Annotated in this window: 13 protein-coding genes and 2 pseudogenes; 10 read left to right on the plus strand and 5 right to left on the minus strand. The window is 65.9% G+C overall.

Annotated elements, in window-relative coordinates:
• The first annotated feature begins 133 nt into the window (after positions 1-133).
• From ccmA to AB8Z38_RS22420, 5 genes and pseudogenes are all read left to right on the plus strand, one after another.
• Positions 134-736, plus strand: coding sequence for a heme ABC exporter ATP-binding protein CcmA (ccmA, locus tag AB8Z38_RS22400; RefSeq protein WP_369726574.1), 603 nt, complete (start codon positions 134-136; stop codon positions 734-736).
• 312 nt (positions 737-1,048) lie between these two features.
• Positions 1,049-1,717: a heme exporter protein CcmB gene (gene ccmB, locus AB8Z38_RS22405; RefSeq protein WP_369719973.1), complete on the plus strand. Its 669-nt coding sequence runs from the start codon at positions 1,049-1,051 to the stop codon at positions 1,715-1,717.
• 92 nt (positions 1,718-1,809) lie between these two features.
• Positions 1,810-2,600, plus strand: a pseudogene (locus tag AB8Z38_RS22410) (heme ABC transporter permease).
• The gene (gene ccmD / locus AB8Z38_RS22415) at positions 2,597-2,794 is read left to right on the plus strand and encodes a heme exporter protein CcmD (protein WP_369719974.1); all 198 of its coding nucleotides are present in this window, start codon (positions 2,597-2,599) and stop codon (positions 2,792-2,794) included. The pseudogene AB8Z38_RS22410 and the gene ccmD overlap by 4 nt, the downstream one beginning before the upstream one ends.
• Positions 2,791-3,375 (plus strand): DsbE family thiol:disulfide interchange protein, encoded by a 585-nt coding sequence (locus tag AB8Z38_RS22420; protein WP_369719975.1) that lies wholly within the window; start codon positions 2,791-2,793, stop codon positions 3,373-3,375. The genes ccmD and AB8Z38_RS22420 overlap by 4 nt, the downstream gene beginning before the upstream one ends.
• 96 nt (positions 3,376-3,471) lie before the next feature.
• On the opposite strand, the gene AB8Z38_RS22425 is transcribed toward AB8Z38_RS22420, so the two are convergent.
• Together AB8Z38_RS22425 and ftsY are read right to left on the minus strand one after the other, a co-directional pair.
• A complete protein-coding gene (locus tag AB8Z38_RS22425) occupies positions 3,472-4,074 on the minus strand; it encodes a septation protein A (protein WP_369719976.1) in 603 nt (200 codons plus the stop codon).
• A gap of 3 nt (positions 4,075-4,077) precedes the next feature.
• Entirely contained in the window at positions 4,078-5,025 is a 948-nt protein-coding gene (gene ftsY, locus AB8Z38_RS22430; RefSeq protein WP_369719977.1) for a signal recognition particle-docking protein FtsY, read from the minus strand.
• 44 nt (positions 5,026-5,069) lie between these two features.
• Here ftsY and AB8Z38_RS22435 point away from each other — a divergent pair.
• Together AB8Z38_RS22435 and AB8Z38_RS22440 are read left to right on the plus strand one after the other, a co-directional pair.
• Positions 5,070-5,772: pseudogene (locus AB8Z38_RS22435) on the plus strand (RluA family pseudouridine synthase).
• A gap of 206 nt (positions 5,773-5,978) precedes the next feature.
• Positions 5,979-7,088 (plus strand): DUF2336 domain-containing protein, encoded by a 1,110-nt coding sequence (locus tag AB8Z38_RS22440; protein WP_369719978.1) that lies wholly within the window; start codon positions 5,979-5,981, stop codon positions 7,086-7,088.
• Positions 7,089-7,276: 188 nt separating this feature from the next.
• Here the strand turns inward: AB8Z38_RS22440 and mtaB are convergent, their stop codons facing one another.
• Positions 7,277-8,530 (minus strand): tRNA (N(6)-L-threonylcarbamoyladenosine(37)-C(2))-methylthiotransferase MtaB, encoded by a 1,254-nt coding sequence (mtaB, locus tag AB8Z38_RS22445; RefSeq protein WP_369719979.1) that lies wholly within the window; start codon positions 8,528-8,530, stop codon positions 7,277-7,279.
• Positions 8,530-9,405 carry a diaminopimelate epimerase gene (gene dapF, locus AB8Z38_RS22450; RefSeq protein ID WP_369719980.1) on the minus strand — a complete coding sequence of 292 codons (876 nt, stop codon included), beginning with the start codon at positions 9,403-9,405 and terminating at the stop codon, positions 8,530-8,532. The genes mtaB and dapF overlap by 1 nt, the downstream gene beginning before the upstream one ends.
• Positions 9,406-9,638: 233 nt before the next feature.
• Between dapF and AB8Z38_RS22455 the strand changes: the two genes are divergently transcribed.
• Complete coding sequence (locus tag AB8Z38_RS22455) at positions 9,639-10,367, plus strand: GyrI-like domain-containing protein (RefSeq protein WP_369719981.1); 729 nt, start codon at positions 9,639-9,641, stop codon at positions 10,365-10,367.
• 5 nt (positions 10,368-10,372) lie between these two features.
• Complete coding sequence (locus tag AB8Z38_RS22460) at positions 10,373-11,074, plus strand: SIMPL domain-containing protein (protein ID WP_369719982.1); 702 nt, start codon at positions 10,373-10,375, stop codon at positions 11,072-11,074.
• A gap of 208 nt (positions 11,075-11,282) precedes the next feature.
• Here AB8Z38_RS22460 and AB8Z38_RS22465 read toward each other — a convergent pair whose 3' ends face one another.
• The gene (locus AB8Z38_RS22465; RefSeq protein WP_369719983.1) at positions 11,283-12,347 is read right to left on the minus strand and encodes an MBL fold metallo-hydrolase; all 1,065 of its coding nucleotides are present in this window, start codon (positions 12,345-12,347) and stop codon (positions 11,283-11,285) included.
• 450 nt (positions 12,348-12,797) lie between these two features.
• On the opposite strand from AB8Z38_RS22465, the gene ffh reads away from it, so the two are divergent.
• Positions 12,798-14,351: a signal recognition particle protein gene (gene ffh / locus AB8Z38_RS22470; protein WP_369719984.1), complete on the plus strand. Its 1,554-nt coding sequence runs from the start codon at positions 12,798-12,800 to the stop codon at positions 14,349-14,351.
• The last annotated feature ends 93 nt before the right edge of the window (positions 14,352-14,444 follow it).

Below are 14,444 nucleotides of genomic sequence, written 5' to 3' on the forward strand. Positions count from 1 at the left end.
CGCGCCGCCACAGCCACAATCGTACCGCAGCAATTCGCGAGCCAAAAATTCCGATGCGCTACCCCAAGTTTTTCTTAGGGTTTTCCCTGAGGCCCTTCTGGAGGCTCCGTTGACGGCTTCGACGCGAAGCAGCATGCGGCTCTCCGGCCACGGCCTCGTCTGCGTGCGCGGCGGCCGCGAGGTGTTTGCCGGCCTCGATTTCGGGGCCGCCGCCGGGGAGGCACTGGCTGTGACGGGGCGCAACGGATCGGGCAAGACGTCGCTGCTGCGGCTGGTCGCGGGCCTGCTGATTCCGGCTGGTGGCATAATCACGCTCGACGGAGGCAACGCCGAGCTGACGCTTCCCGAGCAGTGCCACTATCTCGGCCATCGCGACGCCCTCAAACCGGCCCTGAGCGTGGCGGAGAATCTGGCATTCTGGGCTGATTTCCTCGGCGGAGAGCGTTTTGACGCGACCGAGAGCCTCGCCGCCGTGGGCCTCGACCATGCCACCGATCTGCCCGCAGCCTTCCTCTCCGCCGGCCAGCGCCGCCGGCTTTCGCTGGCCCGGCTGATCGCCGTTCGCCGCCCGGTCTGGCTGCTGGACGAGCCGACCACGGCGCTGGACATGGCCGGCCAGGACATGTTCGGCGGCCTGATGAGCGATCACCTCGGACGAGGCGGCATGATCATGGCCGCCACCCACGCCCCGCTCGGGATCGAGGCGCGCGAGTTGCGGATCGGAGGCATGGCGTGATTCCAGTGGACCCTCAGTTTTCCAAGCGGCCGGCCGGCGCCCTGTCCGGTCCCGCCCCCTTGTGGGGGAGAGCAATCGCCTATGGCTTTCACGGGGCTTGCTTCGCCTCTCCCGCTTGCGGGAGAGGCCGACGCGCTCGCAGAGCGCGGCGGGTGAGGGCTCTCGCCGCGCGGGGACGCTCACCGCAATCCTCAATAGTTCCAACGCGGAGACACCCTCTCCCCAACCCTCCCCCGCAAGCGGGGGAGGGAGCGCGGCTTGCCTCGGGCGCGAGCCGGGCTCACCTGGCCGCCTCGCGGCCGGAGCCACCCCATGACCGCCCTTGCCGCCCTGATCCGCCGGGACATCCGGATCGCGCTCCGCGTTGGCGGCGGGGCGCTGATTGGGGTGCTGTTCTTTCTGACCGTGGTGGTGCTGATGCCGTTCGCGGTGGGGCCGGATTTGGCACTGCTGTCGCGGCTGGGGCCGGCGATCCTGTGGCTCGGCGCGCTGCTGGCGAGCCTGCTCACGCTCGACCGGCTGTTCATGGCCGACCACGAGGACGGCTCGCTCGACCTGATCACGATGAGCCGGACGCCGCTGGAACTCGCCTGCGCCGCCAAGGCGCTGGCGCATTGGCTGGCGGCCGGCCTGCCGCTGATTGTCGCAACCCCCGTGCTCGGCCTCCTGCTCAACCTCGACATGGTCGCCACCGGCGCGGTGGCGCTGACGCTGCTCGCCGGCACGCCGGCCCTGACGTTCACCGGCATGATCGGCGCCGCCCTGGCGGTGACGCTGCATCGCGGCGGGCTGTTGATGGCGGTGCTGGTGCTGCCGCTGTCGATCCCGGTGCTGATCTTCGGGGTCGCGGCGTCGCAAGCCGCGATCAACGGGCCCATGTCATTCGGCGCACCGTTTTCGATCCTCTGCGCGCTGTCGCTGGTCAGCCTGGTGATCGGACCGTTTGCGGCGGCGGCGAGCCTGAAGCATGGACTGGACTGAGATGGGCCCGACCGGGCTTTGACCCCGATCAACTTTCGCTGCGCGCTTTCATGCTGATTGCGTGAGCAGCCCCCGGTGATTATCAGGATGCCATGACGCTGATCGACCTCGCCAACCCCTCGCGGTTCCTCGCGCTGACAGCGCGGATCTTGCCGTGGCTCGCGGGTGCGACCGTCATCCTGCTCGCCATCGGACTGTACCAGTCGGCGTTCGCACCCGACGACTACCAGCAGGGCGCGACCGTGAAGATCATGTTCATCCACGTCCCGAATGCGTGGCTGTCGATGTTCGTCTGGGGCGTGATGAGCATGGCCTCATTGGGCACTCTGGTGTGGCGGCATCCGCTCGCCGATGTCGCCGCCAAAGCCGCCGCGCCGATCGGTGCCGCGTTCACCTTCCTCGCGCTGCTCACGGGATCGCTGTGGGGACGTCCGATGTGGGGCACCTATTGGGAGTGGGATGCGCGGCTGACCTCGGTGCTGATTCTGTTCCTGATGTATCTCGGCCTGATGGCGCTGTGGCGCGCGGTCGAGGATCCTCGCGCGCGGCGCGCGCGGCGGCGGTGCTGACCCTGGTCGGCGCGATCAATCTTCCGATCATCAAGTTCTCGGTCGACTGGTGGAACACGCTGCATCAGCCGGCCTCGGTGCTGCGCATGGGCGGCTCGACCCTCGACAGAGCGTTCCTGATTCCGCTGCTGGTGATGGCGGTCGCATTCACGCTGCTGTTCGTCACATTGCATCTGGCGGCGATGCGCAACGAGATCCTCCGCCGCCGCGTCCGCTCGCTGCAAATGATGCAGGCCAGCCGCATCGCATTTTCGAGCGAATTGGGCGCCGGGGCACGTGGAGACAACGGGTCAAAGGAAGTTGGGGCCGTATGATGATGTCGCTCGGCCCCTACGCGTCATTCATCCTCGCATCCTATGCTGCCGCAGCCATCGTGGTCGCGACCCTGATCGGCTGGGTCGTGCTCGATCATCGCAACCAGACCCGGCGCCTGCGCGAGCTCGAGCGCAGCGGCATCACCCGCCGCTCGGGTCGCAGCGCAACGGACGCGCCAAGAGCGCTTACATGAGCGATCAATCGACCTCCACGACACAGCCGCGCCGCACCTTCCTGATGGTGCTGCCGCTGATCGCCTTCATCGGCCTCGCGCTGTTGTTCTGGTTCCGGCTTGGCAGCGGCGATCCCTCGAAAATTCCCTCCGCGCTGATCGGACGGCCGGCGCCGCAGACCACGCTGCCGCCGCTTGAAGGATTGCAGGCCGACAGCACGCAGGTCCCCGGCCTCGACCCGGCCGCGTTCAAGGGCAAGGTCAGCCTGGTCAATGTCTGGGCGTCCTGGTGCGTGCCGTGCCATGACGAAGCGCCACTGTTGACCGAGCTGGCGAAAGACAAGCGCTTCCAGCTCGTCGGCATCAACTACAAGGATGCGCCCGACAACGCGCGGCGCTTCCTCGGCCGCTACGGCAATCCGTTCGGCCGCGTCGGCGCCGATGCCAACGGCCGGGCCTCGATCGAATGGGGCGTCTACGGCGTGCCGGAGACATTCGTCGTCGGCCGCGAAGGCACCATCATCTACAAGCTGGTCGGCCCGATCACGCCGGACAATCTGCGGACCGTGCTGCTGCCGGAGCTGGAGAAGGCGCTGAAGTAATCACGGTCATTCCGGGGCGATGCGACAGCATCGAACCCGGAATCTCGAGATTCCGGGTTCACGCTTCGCGTGCCCCGGAACGACGCCAACCACTTCTCACCCCTTCCGCACATCCCCCGCCTCGGCCTCGCTCGTCTCCAGCGACACCGGCTCGATATGATAGCGCTTGGTCAGCGGCATCTGGGCGATGGCGAAGATCATGGTCAGCGGGGTCACGCCGAACACCTTGAAGTTCACCCAGAAATCCGTGCTCTGGGTGCGCCAGACGATTTCGTTCAAGACCGCCATGCCGGCGAAGAACAGCGCCCAACGCAGCGTGAGGATGCGCCAGCCCTGCGGGGTCAGGTTGAACATCTGGTCAAACATCACGGCGATAAAGGAGCGGCCGAACAACAGTCCGCCGCCGAGGATCGCGGCGAACAGGCCGTAGATGATGGTCGGCTTGACCTTGATGAAGGTCTCGTCGTGCAGCACCAGCGTCAGCGTGCCGAACACCAGCACGACGACGCCGGTCACGATCGCCATGATCGGGATGTGGCGCGTCACCACATAGGAGGCGATCATCGCCGCCACGATCGCGACCATGAAGGCGCCGGTCGCAGCGAACAGGTTGAACTTCGCATTGACGAAGAAGAAGACGAGCAGCGGACCGAGCTCGGTCGCAAGCTTGAACAGCGGATGCGGTTGGGTCTTGTCCATTCTTTAGCTTTCAATTCCGGCAATGGCGCGAGCGAAATCGCGCGCGGTGAACGGCGCGAGATCGTCGACGCCTTCGCCGACCCCGATGAAGTGCACCGGCAATTTGAATTTCTCCGCGAGCGCCACCAGGATGCCGCCGCGCGCGGTGCCGTCGAGCTTGGTCATCACGAGGCCGGTGACGCCGGCGGTGCGATGGAAAGCCTCGACCTGCGACAGCGCGTTCTGGCCGACGGTGGCATCGAGCACGAGCAGCACCGCGTGCGGCGCGGAGGCGTCCACCTTGCGGATGACGCGCACGACCTTTTCGAGCTCCTTCATCAGCTCGGACTTGTTCTGAAGCCGGCCGGCCGTGTCGATCAGGAGCACGTCGCTGTTCTGCTCCTTGGCCGCCGTCAGCGCATTGAAGGCGAGGCTTGCCGAATCCGAGCCTTGGGCAGCGGCAATGACGGGCGTCTTGGTCCGCTCGCCCCAGACCTTGAGCTGCTCGATGGCTGCTGCGCGAAACGTATCGCCCGCGGCCAGCATCACCTTGCGGCCTTCGGATGCGAATTTCTGCGAAAGCTTGCCGATCGTGGTGGTCTTGCCGGAGCCGTTGACGCCGACCACAAGAATGACGAACGGCTTCCTGGCCGGGTCGATCTCAAGCGGCTTTGCCACCGGCGACAACACCTTCTCGACCTCGGTCGCGACGACGTCCTTGACCTCGTCCGCCGAGATCGCCTTGTCGTAGCGGCCCGTGCCGACCGCATCGGCGATCCGGACCGCAACCTGCGTGCCGAGATCGGCGCGCAACAGCACGTCCTCGATGTCGTCGAGCATGGCGCGGTCGAGCTTGCGCTTGGTGACGAGGTCGGCGACCGCGGTCCCGAGCGAGGACGAGGTGCGCTTCAGCCCGTTGGACAGGCGCCGCCACCAGCTCAGCTTGGGGGTGTCGGAGGTGGTATCGTTCATGCTGGCGTGTTAGCCGTTCCCGGTTCTAAACGAAAGTCTTGCAATTGCTCGATGTTCCCGAATTGACCGCCGATGAAATCCTGGGCCGCGTGCTCCATCGCGACGGATTGATGCTGGTCATCGACAAGCCGGCCGGCCTGCCGGTGCATCGCGGGCCCAAGGGCGGCGCCAATCTGGAAGCCTCGTTCGACGCGCTGCGTTTCGGCCTGCCGCGCCCGCCGGTGCTTGCCCACCGGCTGGACAAGGACACCTCAGGCTGTCTCGTGCTCGGCCGCCATCGCAAAGCAACCGCCTCGCTCGGCCTGTTGTTCAAGCATGGCAAGATCGGCAAGACCTACTGGACCGTGGTCGAGGGCGGCCCCCCTCGAAGACGAAGGCACAATCGATATGCCGCTCGGCCGGCTCAACGCCGAACGGGGCTGGTGGCAGAAGCCCGACCCTGAAGGCCAGAAGGCAATCACCAAGTGGAAGGTGATGGGGCGTGGCGATAGCCTGACTTGGCTCGCCATGGAACCGGTGACGGGACGGACCCATCAATTGCGGGTGCATTCGGCGTCGATCGGCTGGCCGATCTTCGGCGATAACATTTACGGCAATGGCCCGCGTTTCGGCGAGCCGAAGCTGCATCTGCATTCCCGCGAGATCGTGGTGCCGATCTCCAGGAATAAAGACCCGGTCCGCGTGGTGGCGCCCGCCCCGCCCCACATGCACGAACGGCTCCGCGCCTGCGGCTGGAACGGGGAATAGCCTCATGGTGAGGAGCGCGGAACGCGCGTCTCGAACCATGAAGGCCCGGATCTCACCTGCGGCCGTCCTTCGAGACGCCCGCTTCGCGGGCTCCTCAGGATGAGGAGAAGCGCGCGATGGTTTACGAAACCTTCAGTGCTCGTCTCTAAAGATAACGACTGCTTAGAACAAGCCTTCGTAATCCCGCTCAGGACGAGCAGTGCGTCATGTCCACGGCCGAGCTATCGATCATCGACGAGGTCGAATCCGCGATCCGGGCCGGCTCGGCGGAAAAGGGCCTGGAAACCGCCCGCCGCGTGACCGACCTGTTCTTGTCCTCCGCCGGCAGTTTTGACGACGAGCAGATCGCGCTGTTCGACGACGTGCTCGAGCGCCTGATCGGCACCATCGAGCTGCGCGCCATCGCCGACATGGGCGCGCGCGTTGCGCTCGCCGAGATCAGCGCGCAGCTGGCGCCGATCGCGCAGGCGCCGCCCTCGGTGATCCGGCGGCTCGCCAACAATGACGAGATCCGCATCGCCGGTCCCGTGCTGCAGGAATCCGCGCGCCTCGACGATGGCGATCTGGTCAAGATCGCAGGCTCCAAAGGCGAGCCGCATCTGCTCGCAATCGCCGGCCGGTGGTGGCTCAAGGAGATCGTCACCGACGCGCTGCTGGCACGCCGCTATCCGAGCGTCAGCCGGCGGCTCGCCGCCAATCCAGGCGCGCGCGTTTCCGGCGGCGGCTTCGCCGTTATCGTCGGACAGGCCGAGTCCGATCCGGAGCTCGCCGTCAGCGTCGGCGTCCGCGTCGATTTGCCCTCGGAGTTGCGCCGCCAGTTGCTGCGCTCGGCGACGGATGTGGTTCGCACCCGCCTGTTGTCGCGCGCGCCGCCGCATCTGTTCGAGGAGATCCAGAGCGCGATCGCAGCGGTCACCGTCGGCGTCGAGCGCGAGATGTCGGGCGTGCGCGACTTCGAAGGCGCCAAGCGCGCCATCGCCAATCTCAAGGCGTCCGGCCAGCTCAATGAGGCGACGCTGTTCGGGTTTGCCAGGCAGCGACGATATGAAGAAGCCGTCGCCGCCCTGGCCGCGCTGTCCGGATCGACCATCGAGGTCATTCGTCCGTTGATGCAGAGCTTGCGCGAAGACGGCCTGCTGGTGCCGTGCCGCGCGGCGCAGCTCAGCTGGGAAACCACGGCCGCCGTGCTCGAAAGCCGGTTCGCCACCGGCGCAATGAAGCCGACCGACCTCGCCAGGGCGCAAGCCAATTTTGCCCGCATGACGCCGGAGAATGCACGGCGGACGTTGCGATTCTGGCAGGTAAGGGCGTTGTAGGTTTTTTGGGCGCGCTGCGCGCGACACATTCGGTGTCGTCCCGGCGAAGGCCGGGACCCATAGCCACAGGGCGAGGTTTGGCGAAGGCTGGTCGTTCGGGATCAGAACCGTGCGCGTTCGATAGACCTCGCGGTATGGGTCCCGGCCTTCGCCGGGACGACGTTCGGGCAAGTACAGCGTCTCAGCAGCTACACCTTCAGCCGCCCACCATCGCTCCCGCCGATCATCAGCGGCACGATGCTGCCCAGCTCTGCGCCCGCGATCGCCACCGGTAGATAATGCTCGGTCCGTCCCTGGCTCTCGCTCTCGATCAGCACTTCGCGCCTCGCGCCCACTTCGGCCTGCAGCCGCTGCCGCAGCGCCGCTTCTCCAGCCACCCGCAATCGCCTCGCACGCTGCTTGATCACGCTCCCCGCGACCTGCGGCATCCGCGCAGCCGGCGTGCCGGGGCGTGGGGAATAGGGGAACACGTGCAGGAAGGTCAGGCCGCATTCCGCGACGAGATCGAGCGAGCGCGAGAACATCTCCTCGGTCTCGGTCGGGAAACCCGCGATGATGTCGGCGCCAAAGGCGATGTCGGGGCGGAGGCGGCGCACCTGATCGCAGAACGCGATCGCATCGCTGCGCGAGTGGCGCCGCTTCATACGCTTCAGGATCATGTCGTCGCCGGATTGCAGCGACAGATGCAGGTGCGGCATCAACCGTGCATCATCGGCGATGGCCTCGAGCAGATCGCTATCCGCCTCGATCGAATCGATCGAGGAGATGCGCAGGCGCCTCAGCTCCGGCACATGCCGCAAAATCTGCCTGACCAGCATGCCGAGCTTCGGCGTGCCCGGCAGATCGGCGCCATAGCTGGTGAGATCAACACCGGTCAGCACGATCTCGGCATGGCCGCGTTCGACGAGCGCGCGGACCTGCTCGACCACCGCGCCCATCGGCACCGAACGCGAATTGCCGCGGCCATAGGGGATGATGCAGAAGGTGCAGCGATGGTCGCAGCCGTTCTGCACCTGCACGAACACGCGCGGCAGGCCGCTCGCAAAGCCGCCGACGAGATGCGGCGCCATCTGCTTCACCGCCATGATGTCGCTGACGGCGATCTTTTCGCCCGCGCCAAGATCGAACGCGTCGCGCGCATTGCGCCAGGCGGAAGCGCGCAGCTTGTCGTCATTGCCGACGACCCGATCGACCTCTGCCATGCCGGCAAACATCTCGCTTTGCGTCTGCGCGGCGCAGCCGGTGACGACGATGCGCGCAGCGGGACGCTCGCGCTTCAATTTGCGGATCGACTGGCGCGCCTGCGCCACGGCCTCGTTGGTGACCGCGCAGCTGTTGATGACGATGGTATCTTCGAGCCCGGCGCCCTCCGCCTCATGGCGGATCACCTCGGCCTCGAAGGCATTGAGGCGGCAGCCGAAGGTGACGACCTCGACCGCCATTACCCGACCGGCGCGAACAGCGCCGGATCGAAGCTGCCCTCATATTCGAAGGTCGCGGTGCCCGTCATCAGCACGTGGTCGTCGCGCTCGCGCCATTCGATGCCGAGTTGGCCGCCGGGCAGCGTGATCTCGACGTTGCGGCTTGTGCGCTTCAGCCGCGCCGCGGCAACCGCCGTCGCGCAGGCGGCCGAACCGCAAGCCCTGGTCAGGCCCGCGCCGCGCTCCCAGGTGCGGATGGTGATGTGTTCGCGATCGACGATATGGGCGAGCGTGATGTTGGCGCGGTCCGGGAAGATCGGATGGTTCTCCAGTAGCGGCCCGAAGCGTTCGAGATCATAGGCGTCGACGTCATCGACCCAGAAGATCGCATGCGGATTGCCCATGCTCACCACCGACGGCGAATGCAGGATCGGATTGTCGATCGGGCCGATCTGCAATTCGATGTAGCGGGTGTCGCGAAACTCCTCCGCCAGCGGAATGTCCTGCCAGCCAAACTTTGGCGCGCCCATGTCGACCGTGTAGAGGTCGGGCGACGGCCCTTGCCAGCAATTGAGCAATCCGGCGCAAGTCTCGAACGTCACCGCAGCCTGGCCGGTCTTCTCGAACACACGCCGCACCACGCAGCGCATGCCGTTGCCGCAGGCGCCGGCCTCCGAGCCGTCATTGTTGTAGATGCTGATGAAGGCTTCAGTGCCGGCGAGCCGCGGCTTCTGAAGCACCATAAGCTGGTCGTAGGGCACGCCGCCTTGCGCGGACGCTACCGCGCGAGCGTCATCCGGCGTCACCTTTGAGGTGGAATCGCGCATGTCGACAACGACGATCTCGTTGCCGATGCCGTTCATCTTGACAAATGCGTGGTTGTCCAGCGCGCTCATGAAAAATCCTGAATTTCGCCTGCCTTATATGGCGATCCTCGGCAGGTTGGCCAGTGATTTGGCGCCGGCAGAAGACCGTCTGCCATGCAGCCTGCCATGACGCATCTGTCATGGGACGAATTCGGCGGTCGCGTGTTAGAACGGCGCAGCTCGCGCGAGAACCGGGACGCGCGTGCGGGTTGAGGCCTTGGTGGGTTAAGGCCTTGGTACGTAAGGTTTTGGGGAGAATTAGAATGAATCTGTTTTGTCGTCTCGCTCTGGCCGCGCTGATCCCGGCGGCAACCCTGTCGGTGAGCCTTTCCGGCGGTTGGGCGCAAACCCCGAGCCCGGCGCCGGCCGCCTCGGCCAGCCCCTCTCCGGCGCCGTCGGCTTCGCCGTCCCCGGCCGCGAGCGCCTCGCCCGCTCCTGCGGCAACGCCCACGCCGGCGGCCAGCGCTTCACCCTCGCCCAGCCCGGCCCCGCCGCCCGCCGCAGCCGCCACCCCTGCCCCGGTGCAGACCGCCGATCCCTTCGGCCAGGAAACCACGCTCGAGGCTAGGAAAGTCGTGATGGTCAAGGGCACCGCCAACTGGGATTCTGCGTTCGACACGCTGGTCGACGCCTTCAAGGCGCTGAACGCGGTTCTGGACAAGCAGGGCATCAAGCACGCGGGCAATTCGATGATCGTCTACACCTCGACCGACGACACCGGCTTCACCTTCTTCGCCGAGATCCCGGTCGACCAGGATCCGAAGAACCTGCCCCAGGACATGAGCATCGGCAAATCGCCGGAAGGCAAGGCGCTGAAATTCGTCCATCGCGGCTCCTACGACAACATGGACAACACTTATGAGGCGATCACCAATCACCTCGACGACAAGAAGCTGGAAGCCAAGGACACTTTCATCGAGGAGTACCTCACCGATCCCCTCAAGACGGCCGAGGACAAGCTCGTGATCAACGTGTTCGTACCGCTGAAGTGAAACCGATGAAAAAGTCCATTGCCCTTGCCGCCGTCCTGGCCACCACATTGCTCGCAGCGCCGGCACTCGCCGACGATTTTCCATCCGCCATCTCGGTGAGCGGCGAGGCGACCGTTTCCGCCGCACCCGATCTCGCGCGGATCGATGCGGGCGTCGCCAATGACGCCAAAACTGCGAAGGAGGCCTCCGACGTCAACAACGGCGCGATGGGCAAGGTGCTGCTGGCGCTGAAGGGCGCCGATATTTCCGAGAAGGACTATCAGACCTCGCGGCTGTCGCTGCAGCCGCAATACGGCCAGAACAAATCAACTGGAGCCTCGCCGGTGGTCGGCTTCCGCGCCTCTAACCGGGTCACCGTGAAGATCCGCGACGTGACCAAGGTCGCCGGCATCATCGACACGCTGGTCGGTGCGGGAGCGAACGACATCGGCAACATCTCCTTCGAGGTGACACAGGCCTCGAAACTGCTCGACGATGCCCGCGAACAGGCGGTGGCCGATGCCCGCCGCAAGGCCGAGATTTACGCCAAGGCCACCGGCGTCACGTTAGGGGCACCGCTCAGCATCTCCGAAGGCGGCGGACCGATGCCGCTGTTCAAATCGCGCATGGCGACGGCGCCAATGGCAGCCACCGCTGCCGTCGCGCCCGGCGAGGAAACGCTGTCCGTGACGGTGAATGTGAGCTGGGCGATCAAGCAGGGGCAGTAGGGCAAGCGCCGTAAGAGGCACGCTGTAGCAACACCAGAACTGTCGTCCCGGCGAAGGCCGGGACCCATAGCCTCAGGGAGAAGTTTGGCGAAGACTGGCAGTTATCCAACACAGCGCGGTACTGTCGCCGAGTCATCGCCGATACATCACGCGGTATGGGTCCCGGCCTTCCCCGGGACGACGAGTTGTATGCGTGGGAACACCAGGACTAAATCTCCACCACTTGCCCCGGCTCCATCGCCACGAACCGCTGCTGCGGAATCTTCGCTGCACCGAGCGCCTCAAGCAGCGCCTTGGCCGGCGCGTCGATCGCTTCATCGGTCAGCTGAAACGTGCCGTGATGATGCCCGAGCGCTTGCTGCGCACCGCAGTCCAACAGCGCCTTCACCGCATCTTCCGGATTCATGTGCTGGTCCTGCATGAACCAGCGCGGCTCGTAGGCGCCGATCGGGAGGATTGCCAGACGCAACGGCCCGTGCTTCTCGGCGACGCGGCGGAAATGCCCGCCGTCGCCATAGCCGGAATCGCAGACGACGTAGATTTTTCCCGCCGGCGTCTCGAGCACGAAGCTCGCCCACAGCGCCTTGTTGCGGTCGAACATGCCGCGTGCCGACCAGTGCCGGGTCGGCACCAGCGTCACGGCGATGCCGCCGCCAAGCTCGACGCGATCATGCCAGTCGAACGCCTCGACCTTGATCGCGGAATCGGCGCTCCGCATCGTCAAATCGTTGCCGAGCGGCGTGACCACGCGCGGCGCAAAATTCTTGGCGAGCCGCGACAGCGTTGCCAAGTCGAGATGATCGTAATGGCCGTGCGAGACCAGCACGACGTCGATCTTTGGCAACTTCTCGAAGGCAATGCCGGGATCGTTGTGGCGCTTTGGTCCGGCCCATCCCACCGGCGAGACCCGCATCGACCAGACGGGATCGATCAGGATGTTGAGGCCAGCGGTCTGGATCAACCAGCTTGCATGGCCGACGAAGGAAAGCCGCACCTTGTCGCCATCGACCCGGGCCGGCGGGGTATCGGCGTGAGGGCTCGGCGCCCAGTCCGGCCAGACCGCGCGCTTGCGGCCGCCGCCGAATTGCCAGCGAAAGACTTCGCCGAGCGATCTCGGCGGCGCGCCGTCAGGATCGAAGAAGTGCAGGCCGTCGAAATGGTCGGAGACGGGTCCGTCGTAGGTTTTCATGCGGAATATCCAAAGGGACGGGATACCGACCAGTGCGGCAGCGCCGGCAAGCAGTCCGAAGATGCGGCGGCGGGTGACCGGCACGGGCAGGCTTCAGGAATGGTCGCGGCGGTAAGACATCACCGCCCTATATGGGCGAGGTCGCCGGAAAAGGAACCCATCGCCGGAAGCTGCATATTTTCAAGGCCTTGCCCTTCCGAGGGCGCCTCGACACCCTAACTTTCCTTGACTTTCGGGCGTGAGCGGCGTTTAACCCCGCCACTTCCTCGGAAAGGCTTTCTTTTCGACCCGCCCACTGGTCCTGGAGACCAGAGGCCAACGCCCGACAGCGCTGTGCGCCCTCGGGCGTAAAGGTGTTTGGAAGATCGCTTCCCAAGGGAAGTGGTCATCCCCCGCGAAGGCGGGGGATCCAGTATTCCAGAGACGGCTCGGCTTAAACCGAGGCGCCGCGGCCTACTGGATGCCCCGGTCAAGCCGGGGCATGACAGTGGTGAATACGGCAACCCTGCGCGAGCAGGACAAGGGACAACGGCATTGTTCGACAATCTGTCGGAACGGCTTGGTGGCATTCTCGATCGTCTGACGGGGCGCGGTGCGCTGACCGAAAAGGACGTCGATGCCGCGATGCGCGAGGTCCGCCGCGCGCTGCTGGAGGCCGACGTCGCGCTGGAGGTGGTGCGCAGCTTCACCGAACGCGTCCGCGAGCAGGCGATCGGCGCCACCGTCGTCAAGTCGGTGACGCCCGGCCAGATGGTGGTCAAGATCGTCCACGACGAGCTGATCAACACGCTCGGCGCCGAAAGCCAGACCATCGACGTCAATTCCGTGCCGCCGGTGCCGATCATGATGGTCGGCCTGCAAGGCTCCGGCAAGACCACCACCACCGCGAAGCTCGCCCGCCGCATGGTCCAGCGCGACAAGCGCAAGGTGCTGATGGCCTCGCTCGACGTCTATCGCCCGGCGGCGATGGAGCAGCTGGCCGTGCTCGGCCGCGATCTCGACATTCCGACGCTGCCGATCGTGGCCGGACAGCAGCCGGCGCAGATCGCGAAGCGTGCGCTGGAAGCCGGCAAGCTCGGCGGCTACGACGTCGTGCTGCTCGACACCGCCGGCCGCACCACGCTCGACGAAGAGATGATGGCGGAAGCAGCAGCCATCAAGGCTGCCGCGAATCCGCATGAAGTGCTGCTGGTCGCCGACAGCCTCACCGGCCAGGACGCCGTCAATCTCGCCCGCGCCTTCGACGAGCGCGTCGGCCTCACCGGCATCGTGCTGACGCGTGTCGACGGCGACGGCCGGGGCGGCGCCGCGCTGTCGATGCGCGCCGTCACCGGCAAGCCGATCAAGCTGATCGGCACCGGTGAAAAGACCGACGCGCTGGAGGATTTCCATCCCGACCGTATCGCGGGGCGCATCCTCGGCATGGGCGACGTCGTGTCGCTGGTCGAGCGCGCCGCCGCCAATATCGACGCCGAGAAGGCCGCGCGCACGGCCGAGCGCATGCGCAAGGGCCAGTTCGACCTCAACGACATGCGCGAGCAGCTGTTGCAGATGGCGAGCATGGGCGGCATCAGCGGTCTGATGGGCATGATGCCCGGCATCGCCAAGATGAAGAACCAGATCGCGGCCGCCGGCATCGACGACAAGATTCTGAAGCGCCAGGTCGCGGTGATCGATTCCATGACGCGCGACGAGCGCCGGCATCCCGATCTGCTCAAGGCCAGCCGCAAGAAGCGCATCGCGGCGGGAAGCGGCCAGAGCGTCGAGCAGGTCAACAAGCTGCTGAAGATGCACCGGAACATGGCCGATATGATGAAGGCCATGGGCTCTGGCAAGCGCGGTCCGCTCGCCGGCATCGCGCAAGCCATGGGCTTTGGCGGCGGCATGAAGCCGCCCTCGCCGGAAGAGATGAAGGCCTTGCAGGACAAGATGCAGGGTGGTGGCGGCCAGGGCCTGCCCAGCCTGCCGAAGGATCTGCCGCCTGGCCTGCGCCAGGGCCTCCCGAATGTGCCGGGGCTCACGGGCCTCAGCAACAAGCCGACCCTGCCCGGGCTCGGCGGCTTTCCCGGACTGGGGAAGAAGAAGTGAGGGCATTCTCGCCTCGTCATTCCGGGGCGCGCCGTCAGGCGCGAGCCCGGAATCCATTCCTTCGCGCGTATGCGGCGCGATGGATTCCGGGCT

This window comes from Bradyrhizobium sp. LLZ17 (assembly GCF_041200145.1).
In the GTDB taxonomy this organism is placed as follows: domain Bacteria; phylum Pseudomonadota; class Alphaproteobacteria; order Rhizobiales; family Xanthobacteraceae; genus Bradyrhizobium.

Excerpts from the sequence above, each read along its gene's own strand:
- AB8Z38_RS22425 (WP_369719976.1), bottom strand. The coding sequence starts at position 4,074 with ATGGACAAGACCCAACCGCATCCGCTGTTCAAGCTTGCGACCGAGCTC.
- AB8Z38_RS22440 (WP_369719978.1), top strand. The coding sequence starts at position 5,979 with ATGTCCACGGCCGAGCTATCGATCATCGACGAGGTCGAATCCGCGATC.
- ccmB (WP_369719973.1), top strand. The coding sequence starts at position 1,049 with ATGACCGCCCTTGCCGCCCTGATCCGCCGGGACATCCGGATCGCGCTC.
- dapF (WP_369719980.1), bottom strand. The coding sequence starts at position 9,405 with ATGAGCGCGCTGGACAACCACGCATTTGTCAAGATGAACGGCATCGGC.
- AB8Z38_RS22455 (WP_369719981.1), top strand. The coding sequence starts at position 9,639 with ATGAATCTGTTTTGTCGTCTCGCTCTGGCCGCGCTGATCCCGGCGGCA.
- AB8Z38_RS22460 (WP_369719982.1), top strand. The coding sequence starts at position 10,373 with ATGAAAAAGTCCATTGCCCTTGCCGCCGTCCTGGCCACCACATTGCTC.
- ccmA (WP_369726574.1), top strand. The coding sequence starts at position 134 with ATGCGGCTCTCCGGCCACGGCCTCGTCTGCGTGCGCGGCGGCCGCGAG.
- mtaB (WP_369719979.1), bottom strand. The coding sequence starts at position 8,530 with ATGGCGGTCGAGGTCGTCACCTTCGGCTGCCGCCTCAATGCCTTCGAG.
- ftsY (WP_369719977.1), bottom strand. The coding sequence starts at position 5,025 with ATGAACGATACCACCTCCGACACCCCCAAGCTGAGCTGGTGGCGGCGC.
- ccmD (WP_369719974.1), top strand. The coding sequence starts at position 2,597 with ATGATGATGTCGCTCGGCCCCTACGCGTCATTCATCCTCGCATCCTAT.
- AB8Z38_RS22420 (WP_369719975.1), top strand. The coding sequence starts at position 2,791 with ATGAGCGATCAATCGACCTCCACGACACAGCCGCGCCGCACCTTCCTG.